Origin of the sequence: Blautia sp. CAG:257 (assembly GCF_000433815.1) — a bacterium.
GTDB lineage: Bacteria > Bacillota > Clostridia > Lachnospirales > Lachnospiraceae > Blautia_A > Blautia_A caecimuris.
The window spans coordinates 13,665-31,366 of record NZ_HF999114.1 but is presented as its reverse complement, the minus strand read 5'-3'; the positions used below and the strand labels follow the sequence as shown (position 1 = coordinate 31,366).

Here is a 17,702-nt window from a genome sequence, read left to right as displayed (position 1 = left end):
GAAAGAGCGTTATTATCATTCAGTTTCTGAAGGGAAAAGAAACACGTTCTGTTGATTTTCTGGAGCAGTTGGATGATCTGGATATTAAGATTTTCCGTTTTGAAAAAAGAGACTGCTGCTATGATGATCTGAGTGATGAGGAAAAGGCAGAAGAACGTTCTAATATCTTAAATGGATTGAATTTTGCCAGAAAAGTCGTTGTGACCCAGGAATGTGATTTCCTTTTGCTGGATGAGATTCTTGGCGTCATGGAACAGGGAATTGTTTCTGTGGAAACAGTTGCAGACATTCTCAGGCAGAAAGACGAAAGTATGCAGATTGTTATGACCGGTTCGAATCTGCCGGAAGGATTGAGACCCTATGTGGACACAGTGATAAGGCTCACTGAGGATATGGTCGGAAATGATTCAGAGCAACAGTAAAATCCGTGATTCGGGAAGACTGTGATTTGCATAATATAGTACAGAAGAATAAAAGGAGGAACTTATATGGCAATTTTTAAGGGCGCAGGCGTTGCTATTATCACCCCGATGCATGAAGACGGGAGTGTAAATTATGAAAAACTGGAGGAAATTCTGGAGTTTCAGATTGCTAACAGTACGGATGCTGTCATTATCTGTGGAACAACCGGCGAATCATCTACAATGACTCACGGAGAACATCTGAAAACTATCAAATTTGCAGTGGATAAGGTGGCAAAACGTGTTCCTGTGATTGCAGGTACAGGCTCCAACTGTACAGAAACTGCAATTATGATGTCAAAGGAGGCTGCTTCCTATGGTGTGGATGCGCTTCTGGTTGTAACTCCTTATTATAATAAAGCTACACAGAAAGGTCTGATCGCTCATTATACAGCGATTGCCAATGCCGTTCCGGAAACACCGATCATTATGTACAATGTGCCAAGCCGCACCGGCTGTAACCTTCAGCCGGCTACCGTAGCCGCACTTGTAAAAAATGTAAAAAATATTGTTGGAATCAAGGCTGCCAGCGGAGATCTTTCTCAGATTGCAAAAATGATGTCTATGGCGGGAGAGGATCTGGAGCTTTATTCCGGAAATGACGACCAGATTCTTCCGATTATGTCTCTGGGCGGACTTGGAGTTATTTCTGTTCTGTCAAATGTTGCTCCGAAGCAGACACATGATATTGTTATGAAATTCATGGAAGGAGATACCAGAGAGGCGGCAAGACTTCAGCTTGAAGCCATTCCGCTGATCAATGCACTTTTCTGTGAGGTAAATCCGATTCCGGTTAAAACAGCCATGAACATGATGGGTATGGAAGTAGGTCCTCTTCGTATGCCTCTCTGCGAAATGGAGGAGAGCAACAAAGAAACTCTTGCAAAAGCAATGAAGGATTATGGTCTTAAACTTGCATAAACAAGAAGCCGGATCAAATTCAGATGCCTGCAGTTTACAGGCAATAAAGCAGATATGATTTTACACATATCTGGATGTGTGCATGCAGGCACACAGAGGAGGTAATTATGATAAAAATTATGATGCACGGATGCTGTGGCCATATGGGTCAGGTAATCTCAGAACTTGTGGAAAAGGATCCGGAGGCGGAGATCACTGTGGGAGTGGATATTGCGGATAAAGGTAATACTTCTTATCCGGTGTATACAGATCTTTCTGCCTGTCAGGAAGACGTGGATGTAGTGATTGATTTTTCTTCTGCAAAAGCAGTTGATGCGCTTCTTGATTATTGCGGAGAAAGGAAGCTTCCTCTGGTTCTGTGCACAACAGGGCTCAGTGAAGATCAGCTGGCCAGGGTAGAAGAAACAGCAAAGAAAACAGCAGTGCTGAAATCAGCAAATATGTCTCTTGGAATCAATACCCTTCTGAAACTGATCCAGGAGGCGGCCAGGGTTCTGGCAACAGCCGGATTTGATATGGAGATTGTAGAACGCCATCACCGTCTGAAGCTGGATGCCCCAAGCGGAACTGCTCTTGCGCTGGCAGACAGTCTCAATGAAGCTATGGGCAATGAATATAAATATGTTTATGACCGCAGCCAGAAGAGAGAAATGCGCTCTGATAAAGAAATTGGTATCTCTGCTGTTCGGGGAGGAACAATCGTAGGAGAGCATGAGGTGATCTTTGCAGGTCCGGATGAAGTGATTGAATTTAAGCATACCGCATATTCAAAAGCTGTATTTGGAAAAGGCGCTGTTGAGGCAGCTAAATTCCTGGCAGGAAAGCCGGCAGGCCGTTATGATATGGCCGATGTGATCGAGGGTTAATAATCAGGGCAGGACAAGTGCTGAAAAGCAGAAGTCCTGCCTTTTTTGGAATTTTTTTCACGAATAAAACTGAAAAAATTACGCATATTACCTGTATGAGCTTTAAAATTCCAAGAAAAGGAGACAATCAGGATGAAAAACATCAAAAAGATCATTACAGGTATGATGCTTGTACTGGCATTAACTGCATTTACCGCCTGTGGAGAAAGAACAGACAATAATGCAGACGAAACAAACACAGCAAAAGATAACGTGATGGACAACGGAGACAGAGACAACAACATGGATAATAAGGATGCAGTTCCGGATGCTGACAGGACAGATGATAATAGGACAGATAACAATGGGACTTCTGCGGATACAGATACAAAGAATGACAATACTGCATCTGAAAATAACGCTGCTGATGACAACACTGTTGCAGGAGACAGAACAGATGATGCTGCGGACGGCACCATGGATCAGAGTACTGACAGAAATGATGATACCGTTTCCGGTGAGCTGGGAAACAGTGTAAAAGATCTCGGTGAGGGCGTGGGCAACGCAGTAGAAGATGTAGGTGACGCAGTGGGAAATGCGGCAGAGGGAAGATAGCTTTTTATTTACTGGTAAAACAGTACGTTCTGTACAAGCCATTCCGGTGAATAAGAAACACTTCCACAGGATGCGGCCAGATGCCTGCGGAATATGACGGCTTACGGCAGTCTGCATCTGGTCTGCAGCTGCTGCCATACAGAGACATGCCGATACGGGACAGTATCTGTAGGAGCATGTCCTTACATAGAAACATATTACGTGCTGCAATATATTCTGTAAAAGACAGGAAGTACAGGATATGGGCAGGGATAAAGGAGGATGAATCAGTGAAATTCCGTCCGTGTATTGACATACATAATGGTAAGGTGAAACAGATTGTTGGGGGAAGTCTGAGAGACACAGGCGATCAGGCAAGAGAGAATTTTGTGTCAGAGCAGGATGCTGCTTTTTATGCGGCTCTGTACAGAGATTCCGGATTACAGGGAGGTCATGTGATCCTTCTCAATCCGGAAGATTCACCCTATTATCAGGAAACAAAAAAACAGGCGCTGAACGCTTTAAAAACCTATCCGGAAGGCCTTCAGATCGGCGGAGGGGTCTGCCCGGAAAATGCAGAGGATTATCTTGATGCAGGCGCAAGCCATGTGATTGTTACCTCCTATGTTTTCCGAAATGGAAGGCTGTCCTGGGAAAACCTGGAAAAAATAGAAAAAGAAACAGGAAAAGAGCATCTGGTACTTGATCTCAGTTGTCGGAAAAAGAACGGAGCTTACTACATCGTAACGGACAGATGGCAGAAATTTACAGATGTAAAGATAACTTTGGATACATTGAGGGAGCTTGGCGCCCACTGCGATGAATTTCTGATTCATGGCGTAGATGTAGAAGGAAAAGCCGGAGGAATTGAGGCAGAACTGGTAAAGCTGCTTGCAGAGTATGGAGAACGGTCAGTAACTTATGCGGGCGGTGTGGGAAGTATGGAGGACATTCGTACTCTTGAAGTTTATGGAAAAGGAAAACTGGATGTAACGGTAGGAAGCGCTCTGGATCTTTTTGGCGGAAAGATACCGTTTGACAGTCTGAAAAAGCTTAAATAGGAACCAGAGTCAAAGCATGGAGGAATTATGTCAACAATAACAAAGAGAGCTCTTGCAGAAGCTCTGAAAAAAATGATGGAAAAGAAGCTTCTTTCCAAAATCACTGTGACAGACCTTGCAGAAGCCTGTGGGATTAACAGACACACTTTTTATTATCATTTCAGGGATATTTATGATCTGGTGGAGTGGATTTATTGCAGTGAGGTGGAAAGAGCCATTATGGGAGACGATCCTGCTGACAGCTGGGAAGAACGTTTTCGGAGGTTTTTTACCTATGCCCGGGAAAATAAAAAATTTATCATGAGTACTTACGCATCTGTTCAGAAAGATTATCTTCTGAGGTTTATGTATACATATATTGTTAAAATTATCAGTAATATTTTGGATGAGATGGCAGAGGGAATAACGGTTGCTCCCGAAAAACGAAAATTTATTACAGATTTTTATACCTATGCCTTTGAAGGAATTATTTTTTCATGGGTAAGAGACGGAATGGAGCAGGATCCCGAGGAACTGATAAAAATGCTGGGAGCTATAATCACAAGAGGGAATGAGGAAAATTCTCTTCTTCGTATTCTGGAAACCTGAATTTAATAAAGACACAGAGCTTTTTAGCCAGATAGAGGACAGTGGTAAAAAACTAAACACTGTCCTGTTTTTGTTTATGGAAAAAATAACACAGGAGAATATAATGTGTTTATGAACATAAGAAAAGATATGATTGACCATGCGCAGCAGGCGCTGTAAGGAGGCGTTTTCAGATGAACAGGGTAACACACGCAGCAGGAAGAAAGGTATTTTCCAGAATCGTAGATCATGAGCTTAGCCAGATCAGTAAGAACCGGGAACAGGCCTATGAAAAAATCCTTGATACTGCACAGAAGTATATGGATGAATTTGATCTGGGGATCAACTGGGAATATCTGAGGAGAGTAACTTTAAACCAGGGATATACCCTGAATACATATATTAATTCCATGGCTGATCAGCTGCATCCCAATGTGCTGAAGACAACTCTTCTGAATCTGGGATATGAAGCGTTTTATAATGGAACCAGGACAATCCGCGAAATGAGAAAGATCCATAACTGCAACATTCCCTGGATTATCTTAATGGATCCTACAAGTGCCTGTAACCTGCACTGTACCGGATGCTGGGCAGCGGAGTATGGAAATAAACTGAATCTGACCTTTGACGAAATGGACTCTGTGATCACGCAGGGAAAAGAACTGGGGACTTATTTTTATATGCTTACAGGCGGAGAGCCTCTTGTACGTAAAAAAGACGTGATCGCTCTCTGCAAAAAGCATAATGACTGTATTTTTCTGGCCTATACCAACGGTACTCTTGTGGATGAGGAACTGTGCCGTCAGATGCAGGAGGCAGGAAATCTTTTTCTTGCGCTCAGTCTTGAAGGAAAACCGGAAGTCAATGATCTTCGCCGGGGCGAGGGTGTTTACGGAAAGGTTATGCATGCCATGGAGCTTCTGAAAGAAAACGGTCTTGTATTCGGAACCTCCATCTGTTATACAAGCCAGAATATTGAAAGCGTTACAAGCGATGAGTTTATTCAGATGCTGGTGGAAAAAGGCTGCCGGTATTCTCTGTATTTCCATTATATGCCAGTTGGAAATGAGGCTTCGCCTGAACTGCTTCCCACAGTAGAACAGAGGACTTACATGCACCACAGGGTAAGAGAGATCAGAAATATGGAACATGGTCCCGGACTTTTTACCATGGATTTTCAGAACGATGGTGAGTTTGTTGGAGGCTGCATTGCAGGAGGAAGAAATTACTTCCATATTAATGCAAACGGAGACGCAGAGCCCTGTGTATTTATCCATTATTCCAATGGAAACATCAGGGAGAATACCATTCTTGAGATATTGAAACAGCCGCTGTTTATGGCCTATCACAATAATCAGCCGTTTAACGACAATATGCTCCGTCCATGTCCCATGCTGGAGAATCCTGAGATCCTTCAGAAGCTTGTAAAGGAATCCGGCGCACATTCCACAGATCTTCAGTCACCGGAAACTCCGGAACATCTTTGTGGGAAATGTGTGGCATATGCAGAGAAATGGGCTCCGGAAGCAGAACGGCTCTGGAAAGAGACACAGGAGAAGAAAGCTTCCAGATCCTTTTAAGAAAAAACTACATTTGGTGATTTGCAGCAGAAATAATGCTTTTAGTTTTTGCTGAAGAATAAAGAATACAGGTATCTTGAAATCCGAAATATCAGGATGGAAAAGAGCCTGTATTTTTTGCTTTATTTTGGTGGTTCCATTTTTCTGAGATTTGTATTAGAATAAATGATAATGAAGTCGTACAAACGCGGCAGCACATGATACAAGATACTGAATAAGGATTGGAGACATATATGAAGGTTGTAATTTTGGCAGGCGGATTTGGCACAAGGATCAGTGAGGAAAGCCACCTGAAACCGAAGCCCATGATCGAAATAGGGGAGAAGCCGATTTTGTGGCACATTATGAAAATGTACTCCCAATATGGATTTCACGAGTTTGTAATCTGCTGTGGCTATAAGCAGCATGTGATCAAGGAGTGGTTTGCAGACTACTATCTGCATAACAGTAATATCACCTTTGATTTTACTCAGGAAAACAAGATGATCGTTCACAATAATGTTCTTGAGCCGTGGAAAGTAACACTGGTGGATACCGGACTGAATACCATGACCGGAGGAAGAATAAAAAGGGTCAGAGAATACCTGGATGGAGACACTTTTATGCTGACTTACGGCGACGGTGTTGCAGATATTGATCTGAAGGAGCTTCTGGATTATCACAGATCCCATGGTAAAATGGCTACCATCACAGCAGCTCAGCCGGGAGGCCGTTTTGGGATTCTGGATATCTGTGAGGATGGAAGCATCACAAATTTCAAGGAAAAGAAAAAAGAGGATGGAGGCTGGATCAATGCGGGATTTATGGTCCTGGAGCCGGAAATCATGGATCTGATCGAAGGCGACGATACGGTATTTGAAAAGGAACCGCTGGTAGAGGCTGCACGGAGAGGGGAGCTGAATGCATACCGCCACAAAGGCTTCTGGCAGTGTATGGATACATTAAGAGAAAAGAATCTTCTGGAAGAGCTCTGGCAGAAAGGACAGGCTCCTTGGAAGATCTGGGAGTAAAAAAGAAAGGAGCACGAGGATGAAGCGCGAGAAGGAAGCATGTCATTGCAAAAATATTACTTATGGAATGATTGAGGACGCGGTGAAATCAGGAGCATCCAGTTATGAGGAGGTTCAGAAGCTTACAGGCTTTGGAACCGGATGCGGCAAGTGCAGAGATTTTATCCGCTGCCTGGTTCGTGATATTCTGGAAGAAAATCAGTAAAATAAAACATAAAAAGAGTACAGACCATTCTCAGTATCTGAGAAATCTGTACTCTTTTTTTCAGGCTTCTGCGCAGGAAGCGGAAGCTGTGAAACGATCCAGAACGTTGCTGCTGATTTTTTCAAAAAGCTGACCGTAAACGGAACCCAGAATATTGTTCAGAATACGGAAAAGGATTGCTCCCGGAAGTCCCAGAATAGCCGTTGCAATTGCCATCGCTCCAAGGGAATTAAATACTGCCTGCCATTTATAGGAAGCAGAAAGTCCTACGCCCACGCCTCCGATCATTCCAATATAAGGTAAAATGGAAGGTGAAAACAGAAGATACAGGGCAAGAAAAACAACCCCTCCGATAATATTTCCCGGAATACGTCCTTTTACCCGGCCTTTCAGATCATTCCGGAAGGGCATAAGTATTGACATGGCTGCAATTCCGATCCACATGGTTCTTGGGATGTGAAAAAGACCGCCAAGAAAGATTGCAGTAGATACGCCGAAGGTTACAGTGATCTGCCAGCGTGTCCGAAGAGAATCGATACGAAACTCTTTTACAATATCAGAGAGAGTTCTTTTGTATGCTATTTTGTGGTGATTTCTGTAAAAAACAATTCCGGTAAGAAGAGCGCCTGTGGCAATAGCTGCCAGTCTGAAAAGGTAATCTTTTCCTGTGGTGTCATAACCGTACAGAAGAAGGTAGCCGAGAACGATCGTGGAATGATTGGACATCATAATGTTGTGGCAGCCAAGGAAAAGAAGCACAAAGATGCAGGCTGCGTTAATAAGAAGTTCTCCAAAAAGTCCGGCCATATTGGCAAGTCTTGGGCCAAAAGCCAGAATAGAAAAGATAATTGCCATAGAGGTAAGGGAGCCGGTCATTTTCATTCCAAAGTCTGCATTTCGGAAAACCATAACACAAAGAAGAATAATAACGCCTACAATACTGTTTTCATCTCCGAAAATTTTGCCGTATCCCATAACAAAGGCTACGCAGAATACCATGGTAATAAAAATCTTAAACAGATAAACAAATGTGTGACGCAGTTTTTCACCGGAGGTTGTACAATTTTTGATAAGTGCTTTTGACCCCGCCTGATTTAACTGCAGTTCCTGATAAAATGTCATGAAAACGCTCCTTTCTGCTGAGTTATCGGGGAGAGATTATATCATCAGAAATAAGGTTTGTCAAATGATATTTTTGTGAAGGGATGAAAGATGAACATAAAAACTCCCGAAAGCCGGAAAGAACCTTCGGGAGTTGATTGTTTAATAAATGCTCAGTATCATATAGATAAATCCTGCTGCCAGCATATCTACAGGAAGACCTCGGAAAGCCTTTCCGGTGCGGGCAAATTTTAAGGTCTGTTTTACAGAAAGGAACAGAATAACAGGAACAATGATGATCCATAAGGTTCCGGGAAGACCGCCGAAGCTTTCCACTGTAAAGGGGTGGAACAGGATAAAGGCGGGAATCGCCGGAAACAGACTGTTCATTCCTTTGCAGTCCTTTTTCAGGATTCCGTTTGTAAATGCCAGTACAAGACCTGCTGCCAGGAAAGCAAAAATTGTCTGCTGGAAGGCCTTTGACTGGAAGGATGCTGTCAGGAGTGTGTTTCCGAAAATACTTCCGGTTCCCATGAATTCACGGAAAATGGCAAGCAGGATCCACAGTCCCCAGGCAATGGCTGACTCCCAGAGGAGTTCGCCGTATTCAGCCTCTGTATTTCCTGAGAGAGCGTGTCTGGCGCACAGAAGGCCTACAAGAAATACCATGATCCAAAGCTCTGTTGTAAGTGCAGTTCCCAGAACCGCAAAGCCCACCAGAAAGGCTGAGGCGCAGACAGAGCCGGAGGCAATATATACACAGAGCTGAAGGCTCCATGCAGGAACAGCTTTTTCCAGGAGATTTTTCAGCAACTCTGCAAACACAGAGGTAAAAATCACCAGGATTCCGGCTGCAAAGGCTTCCTTCATTCCTGCGGAAAAAAGAATGATTCCCAGGGCAAAGGCTTCTGCCGGATATCTTAATTTCATAGTGATTCCTCCGTTTTCTTATTTAACTGTCTGTAAGAAGTTATATGCGTCGTTGATTCCGTTTACTGCTGCGGTAGAAGATTTGGTAGCGCCGGAAACAGCGTCGATCTGTGTTCCTTCTGCTGATGCCGGAGCCTCTTCTTCTGCAGGAGCTTCAGTTGCCTCAGGCTCTGCCACCTCGATTCCGGAAGCCTGCTCCAGACACTGAGTTGCCAGATCGATAAAGCCGTTTACAGAGATACTTACGCCTGTTACAGCGTCAGTTTTGCCTTCTGCGTCAGTGGTAAGGAAGGAAAGTGACTGATTTTCAATGAGAGCTTTGGCAAGAGCTTCAGCCTGGGCTTTCCATGTGGGGCCGTCCTCAGTCATTGTGTATTCGCCGTTTTCGGACATGATACTCTTTTTGGAACCGTCTTCTGTTACTGCATCCCAGTTTGCTTCTGTGATTTTGCCGTCTTTTACAGTAAGGGTAACAACTTCAGTAAAGCCGTTGGAATCCGGTTCAGATGTTTTTGCTTCATAAGTTCCGTCAGTGAGCTCTGCTCCTGCAAATGGATCCTCCTGCGCCGGCTCAAGTCCTGCAGCCTGTTCCATACACTGAGCAGCCAGATCAATAAAGCTGCTTACAGAAATACTTACACCGGATACCGCATCAGTTTTGCCTTCTGCGTCAGTGGTAAGGAAGGACAGGGACTGGTTTTCGATCAGAGCTTTTGCCAGAGATTCAGACTGCTCTTTCCATGTAGGACCGTCTTCGGTCATAGTATACTCGCCATTTTCAGACATGATACTTTTTTTGGAACCGTCCTCTGTTACAGCGTCCCAGTTGACTTCTGTGATTTTGCCGTCTTTTACAGTAAGGGAAACAACATCAATAAAGCCGTTGGAATCCGGTTCAGATGTTTTTGCTTCGTAGGTTCCGTCTGTAAATTCTGCTCCTTCAAGACCTGACAGATCTGTTTCCGGTTTTGCAGCTTCAGCTTCTGAGCTGCTGTCCTGGGAACCGGCAGAAACGTCCATTCCCGGAAGGAAAACAGGTGCTTCTGCGCCTTTGAACTGGTCAAGGAACTCAGGTTCTGTGATCTTGGAACCAAGTCCGTCAGTTTCTGACTGTTCCACAACCTTAACTTCTGTGATCTTGGATGCAGAGCTGTCAAAAGCCACGTCCATAACAATATCGCCTACATAACCCTTTGTGCGGACAGTTACCAGATAGCCGTCAGCTGTTTTTCCGGCTTTTTCAATATTTTCTGCACCGCTTACATCAAATTCTTCCAGAGTTTCTGAACTTTCACCGGAAGCGTCTCCGCCTGCGCTGAGAGCAAGAGATTTTGAGCCGATGATCACACCGAAAGACAGTGCGGTCACTACAACCAGTGCCAGAATTCCTTTTACTTCTTTATTTTTCATGATTTTTCCTCCAAATTAAGCTTTTTTTACTCCGTATACATGTTTTTTATAGAGAAGAGACAATGCGCCGCCAAGACAGTTGGCTGTCAGGATTCCGAAGCAGATTCCCTCCGGATAAAAACTGAAGATACGGATGGCTGCGGTGATGATTCCCGCTGTGACTGCGTATAGCAGCCGCCCTCTTCTTGTGGCAAAGGCATAATCTGTAAGCATGTAGCATGCGCCGAGGATGAGACCGCCGCCAAAAAGGTTCAGGAGAATATCTCCGGTAAATAATCCTGCCGGTCCGAATATAAAGGTCAGGATCACTACAGTCGCAATATAAGTAAGAGCAGCTTCTGCATTTACGATTCCCATAAAACACATATAGCCGAATCCCACAAGAAGCAGCAGCTTGCTTGTTTCTCCAAGGGCTCCCGGGGTTTCTCCAAGGAACATCTGAAGATAGCTGTAGCCTGCCTCGCCGCCATTTTTTACTGTTCCCAGAACTGTGGCGGAAGAAACCGCGTCAAAACCTGCAGCTGCCAGTGTCCGGGGAGCAACATACTGCATAACGGCTCCCGGCCATACCACCATGGTAAAGAGGCGGCCCATAAGCGCCGGATTGGCAAAGTTGCAGCCGATGCCGCCGAACATCTGCTTTACAACAAGAATACTGAAGATCCCGGAAGCGGCAACCACCCACAGAGGAACAGTAACCGGCATATTGAAAGCCAGAAGGATTCCGGTGACAACAGCGCTGAAATCATTGGCAGTTACTGGTTTTTTTGTGATCTTCTGCCAGAAATACTCAGTGAGAACACAGACTGTAACAGAAAAACCGGTGATATACAGTGAGCGGATCCCGAAAAAGTAAATGGAACCCAGAAGAGCCGGCATCAGAGAAATTGCAACATGGAGCATAATATTCCGTGTTGTATTAGCTGTGCGGATATGAGGTCCGGTTAAAGTTTGTACCTGATTCATGATTTTTTCACCGCCCTTTCTCTGATTCGCTGTTTTACAATATCTCTGGCTGTGCGGGTACGCACGGAAAGCTCACGTCTTGCAGGGCAGATATAGGAACAGCAGCCGCAGGCAATACATTCACTTGCATAAAGCTTTTCACAGAGATCATAGTCTTCGTCAAGAAGAGCAAATTCAATCTTATATGGAACAAGTCCTGCAGGGCACACGCTTTCGCAGCCGGAACAGCGGATGCAGGGCTGTTCTTCAAATCCCGGTTCCGGAAGGATCAGGATTCCGGAGGTGTTTTTAGTAACATGGAAAAGCTCTGTTTCTCCATTCCAGTTATTTGCCACACAGGGACCGGTCATGGGACCGCCGGCGATCACGCGGTTTTCGGAAACGGTAACTCCGCCGCAAAGCTGAATCAGCTCTTTTGCTGAGGTTCCCACAGGAACAAGGAAATTTCCGGGATTTTTTACCGCGCCGGTTACAGTGACGATTCTCTCAGTAAGAGGAAGACCTCCAAGAAGCATATCAGCCGCTGCTTTGGCAGTGCTTACATTGGAAACGATCACTGCTGAATCAGCCGGAAGACCTCCCATGGGAACTTCACGCCCAAGAACTGCCTGAATCAGCTGACGTTCGCCTCCCTGTGGATATTTTGTAGGAAGAACCTTGATCTCTATGTTTTCTTCCTGACCCATCAGACCGGAAGCTGTCATTTCAGCCAGAATTTTGTTAAGATTTTCTGCAGCCAGAGGCTTGTTGTCTTCCAGGCACACATAAGCCTTTGATGCGCCGCTTGCCTTGAGAAGAAGGCGTACACCGTTTAAAAGCGCCCAACCGTTTTCCAGCATAAGACGGTAATCACAGGTGAGGAAGGGCTCACATTCCGCGCCGTTGATCAGAAGATCCGTGATTGTTTTGTCAGTTTCGTATTTTTTATGGGTGGGAAAGCCTGCGCCGCCCATTCCGGTAAGACCGCCGTCACGGATTCCTGTCAGAATTTCCTGGCTGGAGATTTTGCTGATATCAGCAGCCCCATTATAATAGGAAAGTTCTTTGTTTACTTCCGGATCAGCATCTTTCTGTACAATACATGCCATGATGCTGCGGCCCTGTTCCTGAACCTCTTTTATTTCAAGAACTTTACCACTTACACTGGCGTGAAGGGGAGCGGCCATGAACGCTTCTGGCTTTCCGATCAGCTGGCCTTTTTTTATATGATCTCCGGGACTGACAAGAAAGCTGCATTTTCCTCCAAAGGACTGCTCTGAAAGGATCGTAACAGTTTCCGGACAGTAAGGCTGTACAGCGGAATCCATGGAAAGAGCTTTGTCAAAGCCGTCCGTAGGATGTACGCCGCCGGGGAATACAGATTTTTTTCGTTTCTGCATGTCCTGACCTCCTTTACTTATTTTGTGGTTCATTATTGTTAAATAGTTCACATTCTGAGTCAGCATACCATATGAATAGGAATTACGCAATAAGGATTTCGCAAAATTTCTTGTAAAAAACTGCCTTTTGGAATTTACTATGTGCAGTCTTTTGTGATAAGATGCATAATAAAACATAAAAATAAAATTCAGCATCAGATGAATGGAATATATCTTATTTTTTGAACAAAGGAGGCAGACAGAGGTGAAGGCAGCAGGCTGTGATTATTGTGCAAATTATGTTTATGATGATGAGACAGGAACCTACTACTGTGATGTGAATCTGGATGAAGATGAATACTACCGGTTTCTTACAGGAAATATGAAGGAATGTCCTTATTACCGCAACGGGGATGAATACAGAGTTGTACGTCATCAGATGTGAAGATCAGGGGAAAACCAAAGCAAAAGAGAATGGAGATTTTTAAATGGTAACAATGGAACTGGATAATTTCAGCCTGGAACAGATCTGTGATTCCGGACAGTGTTTTCGCATGAAAAAAACAGGGGAGTATACTTATTCTCTGGTGGCAGGGAATCAGTACCTGGAGGTTTCTCAGAATGGAAGTATTGTGGATTTTAACTGCAGCGATACAGAACTGATCTGTTTCTGGGTTCCTTATTTTGACCTGGATGCAGATTACGGCGCTTATATAGAGAGGATAAATCCACGGGATCAATATTTAAGCAAGGCCGCGGTTCATGGAAGCGGAATCAGGATACTTCAGCAGGATCTGTGGGAAATGATCGTTACGTTTCTGATCTCTCAGCAGAATAATATTTCCCGGATCAGAGGATGCGTTGAGAGGCTGTGCGCCCGATACGGAGAAAAGCGCATTTCGGGAAACGGGGTGGAATATTACGGTTTTCCCGGCCCTGAGATTCTGGCGGAGGCCACAGAACAGGAACTGAGAGAGCTGGGACTTGGATATCGCGCAAGGTATATTGCGGAGACGGCCCGCACCATTGTACAGGGAGAAATTTCACTGGAAAAAATCTACAGGATGCGTTATTATAATCGTGCAAAGAATGAGCTGATGAAACTCTGTGGTGTGGGAGAAAAGGTGGCGGACTGCATCTGTCTTTTTGCCCTGCATCACATGGATGCTTTTCCTGTGGATACACATATCAGGCAGGTTCTGGATGAGCATTATAAGAGAGGATTTCCAAACCGCAGATATCACGGGATCAGAGGCATTATGCAGCAGTATATTTTTTATTATGAACTGACAGAAGGGAGAAACTAATATGAATTTCCAGTTTGCGCACTATAATTATAATGTGATCGATCTTGACAAATCTATCCGGTTTTATGAGGAGGCTCTTGGACTGAAAGAAATCAGACGCAAAGAGGCTGAGGACGGAAGCTTTATCCTTGTTTATCTTGGAGACGGAGCCACAGGATTTGAGCTGGAGCTTACATGGCTTCGTGACTGGGAGAAAGATCACTATAATCTGGGAGATAATGAGATCCATCTTGCATTTACAGTGGATAACATGGAGGAAGCCCATAAGAAACATCAGGAAATGGGCTGTATCTGTTTCGAGAATCCTGCCATGGGAATTTATTTTATCAATGATCCGGACGGATACTGGCTGGAGATTGTTCCGGCAAAATAATACAGAAAAACAGGCAGCCTGCATAACAGCGGACTGCCTGTCGGTTTTTTCAGACCTTTTCTTTTCGGTCGCTGCGCCCCACAAGATAATCAAGGCTGATATTATAATAATCCGCCAGGCGGATAAGCATTTCCACAGGAATATCTCTGGAGCCTGTTTCATAATGTGAATAAGATCGCTGACTGATATGGAGAATTTCGCCGATCTGCTTCTGAGACAGATCAGAATCTATACGCAAATCCTGAATTCGCTGAAATTTCATGCAAATACCTCCTTTTGCAAAAAGTATAGGTCGGAACTCTCCGTGCTATTCAGATTTGGAACGAAATGGACTATACAGAAAAAAAGGCAGAATTGTGGGAAAGTATGCGGATGTCCGGTAAGACAATGAAAAGGATGGAAAATACAAAGCTTCAGAATCATAAGAATTGTATTTTGGATAAGATTTGATTATAATAGGCACAAAGATTTTATTTTGAGGGAGGTATGAAAATGGAATATGCAGTTTCGGTTATAAAAAATGTTCTGGGAGCCCTTTATCAGACCGGCGGCGCTTCTCTGATCATTGCAGCGCTGTTTATGAGCGTATATATGAGAATAAAGAAAAAAGGAACAGGGGCAGTGATTCAGGCATGGATCAGTGAGTTTCGCAGCAGCAGTCAGTTTCGAAGAGAATTTCTTCTGGTGTTTTATGTGTGTATGATGCTGTTCAGAACCCTGCTGTGCAGACCGATCTGGGGAAATCCCCTGGACAGCGTTATGGGAATCTGGGGTATTCATAAGCCGGATGGGACAATTTACACAGAAAATATTGAGAATCTGATTCTTTTTATCCCGTTTATGATTCTTTTATACTGGGCGGAGGAAAAAAAGACAGACAGACGAAAAATGCCTGTACAGAGCGTTCTTCTGAAAAGCCTGTGGCTCAGCTTTATTGTTTCTCTTTTTATCGAAGGATGTCAGCTGTTTCTGAAGATCGGAACCTTCCAGCTGACAGATCTTGTGTTCAACAGTGTGGGAGGACTTCTGGGAGGCCTGATCTACTGGGGCTTTGACCGCAGCCGCAAATATATTTCGGAAAATGTGAAAAAAATAGGAGGCTGGGATGTTGAGCCCTGGAAAGCTCCGGAAACTGAGACAGCTGAAAGTATCTCTTCTGTGTCAGGAACAGCAGCCGAAATCTCAGAAGAACAGCCAAAAGAAGAAAAAAGCAGTGTGGATTATGAAAGTATTGAGCTTCTGGTCCGTCAGGCAGGACAAAAGCTTTATCAGGCCAGGCCAACCCGGGAAAATATTCACAAAAAAGAAGGCCTTGCCAATTTCTGTACGGATTTTGACACAGCGATCCAGAAATTTCTGATTGAGGAACTGGAAAAGCTTCTTCCCGGAGCTGCGTTTTTCGGCGAGGAGGATACAGAGGGCAATCAGGGAGCAAAGGCCTGTGGAGAGTATACCTTTTATATTGATCCCATAGATGGAACAACAAACTTTATGTTTGGCTATCATCATAGCTGTGTCTCTGTGGGACTGGCTCATCAGGGAAGGATGATCGCAGGATTTGTATATAATCCCTATGTGGATGAAATGTATAAGGGAATCCGTGGTCAGGGAAGCTGGCTGAACGGACAGAAGCTTGAAATGGAAAATATTTCTGTTGGGGAAGGGATTGTGGCTTTTGGATGCGCAAGATATAATGAGGACGGAGCGGACAGCTTTTTCCGTGCAGTAAAGGAACTGTATATGAAGAGCCTCAGCATCAGAAACGGAGGCTCGGCAGCCCTTGATCTTTGCAGGATCGCATCCGGAAGCAATGCGGTATATCTGGAAATGAAGCTTCAGCCGTATGATTTTGCGGCAGCGTCCCTGATCGTTGCGGAAGCAGGAGGCGTCATCAGCCAGTTTGACGGAGCTGCGGTTACTCTGGACGGTCCGTGTTCTGTTGTGGCAGGCGCCGCAAAAGCCTGTGAGGAGACAAGGGAGATCATAAAAAGCTGCAGATAAAAGAATTTGACAGGATATGGTGAATGAATGGTGAAAATACATAAAATCCTTACCGGGCTTGCCCTTTGGGGAATTATCAGTGCAGGTACGGTACTGTGTCCGGTTTGGGCCGGCGCAAAAACAGAAAAATATACAAATACAGATTTTGCAATGAATACAGTAGTTTCTGAAACCCTGTATACAACAGGAAAAAATCTGAATCCGTCAGTGGGAGAGCTTCTGAAAAATACAGAAGAAAATCTTCTTTCCTGGACGGAGGAAGACTCCCAGATCGCAGCTCTGAATGCGGCACAGGGGAAAACTCTGGAAGTTTCTGACGAGCTTGCAGGATATCTGGAAAAAATACAGCAGCTTTCCGTGGATTCGGAGGGAGCTTTTGATCCTACTATCGGAAAAATCATTCGACTGTGGGATATCGGGGGAGAAAACGCCGGCATACCTGCTCAGGAGGAGCTGGATAAGCTGCTGAAGGAAACCGGTTATGAAAAACTTGAGCTTGATGGAAATAAAGTGACCTTAAAAGACGGGGCAACGCTGGATCTGGGAGCAGCAGGAAAGGGAATCGGATGTGACCTTGTGATGGATCTGCTGAAAAATGAGAAAGAGGTTTCCGGTATGATCCTGAATCTGGGAGGCAGCAGCGTAATGGCATACGGAGAAAAACCGGATCAGTCTGACTGGAGGGTTGCAGTAAAAGATCCAAGAGACACGGAAGGAGAGTATCTGGGAGCCATCACTTTAAAAGGGGGAGAATTTCTTTCCACCTCAGGCGATTATGAAAGATACTTTATGGAGAATGGAAAAAGATATCACCACATTCTGGATCCGGAAACCGGTTATCCGGTGTGGAATGGGCTGACAGCAGTGACCGTAGTCTGCGACAGCGGAATTATGGCAGACGGTCTTTCCACTGCCTGCTTTGTGCTGGGAAAAGAAAAAGCCCTTCCTCTTCTGGAAAAATACGGGGCAGATGCGCTTTTTGCAGATGAGAACCACAAGGTGTATCTTACAG

Annotated in this window: 20 protein-coding genes; 14 read left to right on the top strand and 6 right to left on the bottom strand. The window is 44.6% G+C overall.

Translation table 11 applies throughout. From position 1 onward, the window contains the following. From QVP40_RS12860 to QVP40_RS12820, 9 genes are all read left to right on the top strand, one after another. On the top strand, positions 1-422 hold a 422-nt coding region (locus QVP40_RS12860), incomplete at its 5' end, for a cob(I)yrinic acid a,c-diamide adenosyltransferase (protein WP_288200568.1). 66 nt (positions 423-488) lie between these two features. Further along, positions 489-1,382 (top strand): 4-hydroxy-tetrahydrodipicolinate synthase, encoded by an 894-nt coding sequence (dapA, locus tag QVP40_RS12855; RefSeq protein WP_022068794.1) that lies wholly within the window; start codon positions 489-491, stop codon positions 1,380-1,382. A gap of 107 nt (positions 1,383-1,489) precedes the next feature. Beyond that, complete coding sequence (gene dapB / locus QVP40_RS12850) at positions 1,490-2,248, top strand: 4-hydroxy-tetrahydrodipicolinate reductase (RefSeq protein WP_022068793.1); 759 nt, start codon at positions 1,490-1,492, stop codon at positions 2,246-2,248. A gap of 132 nt (positions 2,249-2,380) precedes the next feature. Next, a complete protein-coding gene (locus tag QVP40_RS12845; protein ID WP_022068792.1) occupies positions 2,381-2,842 on the top strand; it encodes a hypothetical protein in 462 nt (153 codons plus the stop codon). Positions 2,843-3,111: 269 nt separating this feature from the next. Further along, complete coding sequence (gene hisA, locus QVP40_RS12840; RefSeq protein WP_022068791.1) at positions 3,112-3,882, top strand: phosphoribosylformimino-5-aminoimidazole carboxamide ribotide isomerase; 771 nt, start codon at positions 3,112-3,114, stop codon at positions 3,880-3,882. A 27-nt stretch (positions 3,883-3,909) separates the two neighbouring features. After that, a complete protein-coding gene (locus QVP40_RS12835; protein ID WP_022068790.1) occupies positions 3,910-4,470 on the top strand; it encodes a TetR/AcrR family transcriptional regulator in 561 nt (186 codons plus the stop codon). Positions 4,471-4,643: 173 nt separating this feature from the next. After that, complete coding sequence (locus QVP40_RS12830) at positions 4,644-6,029, top strand: radical SAM protein (RefSeq protein ID WP_022068789.1); 1,386 nt, start codon at positions 4,644-4,646, stop codon at positions 6,027-6,029. Positions 6,030-6,262: 233 nt separating this feature from the next. Next, complete coding sequence (gene rfbF, locus QVP40_RS12825; RefSeq protein WP_022068788.1) at positions 6,263-7,039, top strand: glucose-1-phosphate cytidylyltransferase; 777 nt, start codon at positions 6,263-6,265, stop codon at positions 7,037-7,039. Between the two features lie 19 nt (positions 7,040-7,058). Next, on the top strand, positions 7,059-7,244 hold the full coding sequence (locus tag QVP40_RS12820) for a (2Fe-2S)-binding protein (protein ID WP_022068787.1): 186 nt from the start codon (positions 7,059-7,061) through the stop codon (positions 7,242-7,244). A 60-nt stretch (positions 7,245-7,304) separates the two neighbouring features. On the opposite strand, the gene QVP40_RS12815 is transcribed toward QVP40_RS12820, so the two are convergent. The 5 genes from QVP40_RS12815 to rsxC all read right to left on the bottom strand — a co-directional run bounded on the left by QVP40_RS12815 (position 7,305) and on the right by rsxC (position 13,030). Further along, positions 7,305-8,366, bottom strand: a complete 1,062-nt coding sequence (locus QVP40_RS12815) for an FUSC family protein (protein ID WP_022068786.1) — start codon at positions 8,364-8,366, stop codon at positions 7,305-7,307. Positions 8,367-8,507: 141 nt separating this feature from the next. Then, on the bottom strand, positions 8,508-9,275 hold the full coding sequence (locus QVP40_RS12810) for a hypothetical protein (protein WP_022068785.1): 768 nt from the start codon (positions 9,273-9,275) through the stop codon (positions 8,508-8,510). 18 nt (positions 9,276-9,293) lie between these two features. Then, positions 9,294-10,685, bottom strand: a complete 1,392-nt coding sequence (locus QVP40_RS12805) for an FMN-binding protein (RefSeq protein ID WP_022068784.1) — start codon at positions 10,683-10,685, stop codon at positions 9,294-9,296. 15 nt (positions 10,686-10,700) lie between these two features. Then, positions 10,701-11,651 carry an RnfABCDGE type electron transport complex subunit D gene (locus QVP40_RS12800; RefSeq protein ID WP_022068783.1) on the bottom strand — a complete coding sequence of 317 codons (951 nt, stop codon included), beginning with the start codon at positions 11,649-11,651 and terminating at the stop codon, positions 10,701-10,703. Then, positions 11,648-13,030, bottom strand: a complete 1,383-nt coding sequence (gene rsxC / locus QVP40_RS12795) for an electron transport complex subunit RsxC (RefSeq protein ID WP_022068782.1) — start codon at positions 13,028-13,030, stop codon at positions 11,648-11,650. The genes QVP40_RS12800 and rsxC overlap by 4 nt, the downstream gene beginning before the upstream one ends. Before the next feature lie 244 nt (positions 13,031-13,274). On the opposite strand from rsxC, the gene QVP40_RS12790 reads away from it, so the two are divergent. The 3 genes from QVP40_RS12790 to QVP40_RS12780 are packed head-to-tail and all read left to right on the top strand — an operon-like array spanning position 13,275 to position 14,689. Further along, positions 13,275-13,454, top strand: a complete 180-nt coding sequence (locus tag QVP40_RS12790; RefSeq protein ID WP_022068781.1) for a DUF6472 family protein — start codon at positions 13,275-13,277, stop codon at positions 13,452-13,454. A 43-nt stretch (positions 13,455-13,497) separates the two neighbouring features. Next, a complete protein-coding gene (locus QVP40_RS12785; protein ID WP_022068780.1) occupies positions 13,498-14,316 on the top strand; it encodes a DNA-3-methyladenine glycosylase family protein in 819 nt (272 codons plus the stop codon). 1 nt (position 14,317) lies between these two features. Then, on the top strand, positions 14,318-14,689 hold the full coding sequence (locus QVP40_RS12780) for a VOC family protein (RefSeq protein WP_022068779.1): 372 nt from the start codon (positions 14,318-14,320) through the stop codon (positions 14,687-14,689). Positions 14,690-14,738: 49 nt separating this feature from the next. Here QVP40_RS12780 and QVP40_RS12775 read toward each other — a convergent pair whose 3' ends face one another. Further along, positions 14,739-14,951, bottom strand: coding sequence for a helix-turn-helix domain-containing protein (locus QVP40_RS12775; RefSeq protein ID WP_022068778.1), 213 nt, complete (start codon positions 14,949-14,951; stop codon positions 14,739-14,741). A 230-nt stretch (positions 14,952-15,181) separates the two neighbouring features. Between QVP40_RS12775 and QVP40_RS12770 the strand changes: the two genes are divergently transcribed. Further along, complete coding sequence (locus tag QVP40_RS12770) at positions 15,182-16,690, top strand: inositol monophosphatase family protein (protein ID WP_022068777.1); 1,509 nt, start codon at positions 15,182-15,184, stop codon at positions 16,688-16,690. A gap of 27 nt (positions 16,691-16,717) precedes the next feature. After that, the coding region (locus QVP40_RS12765) for an FAD:protein FMN transferase (RefSeq protein WP_288200566.1) at positions 16,718-17,702 on the top strand (985 nt) is incomplete at its 3' end.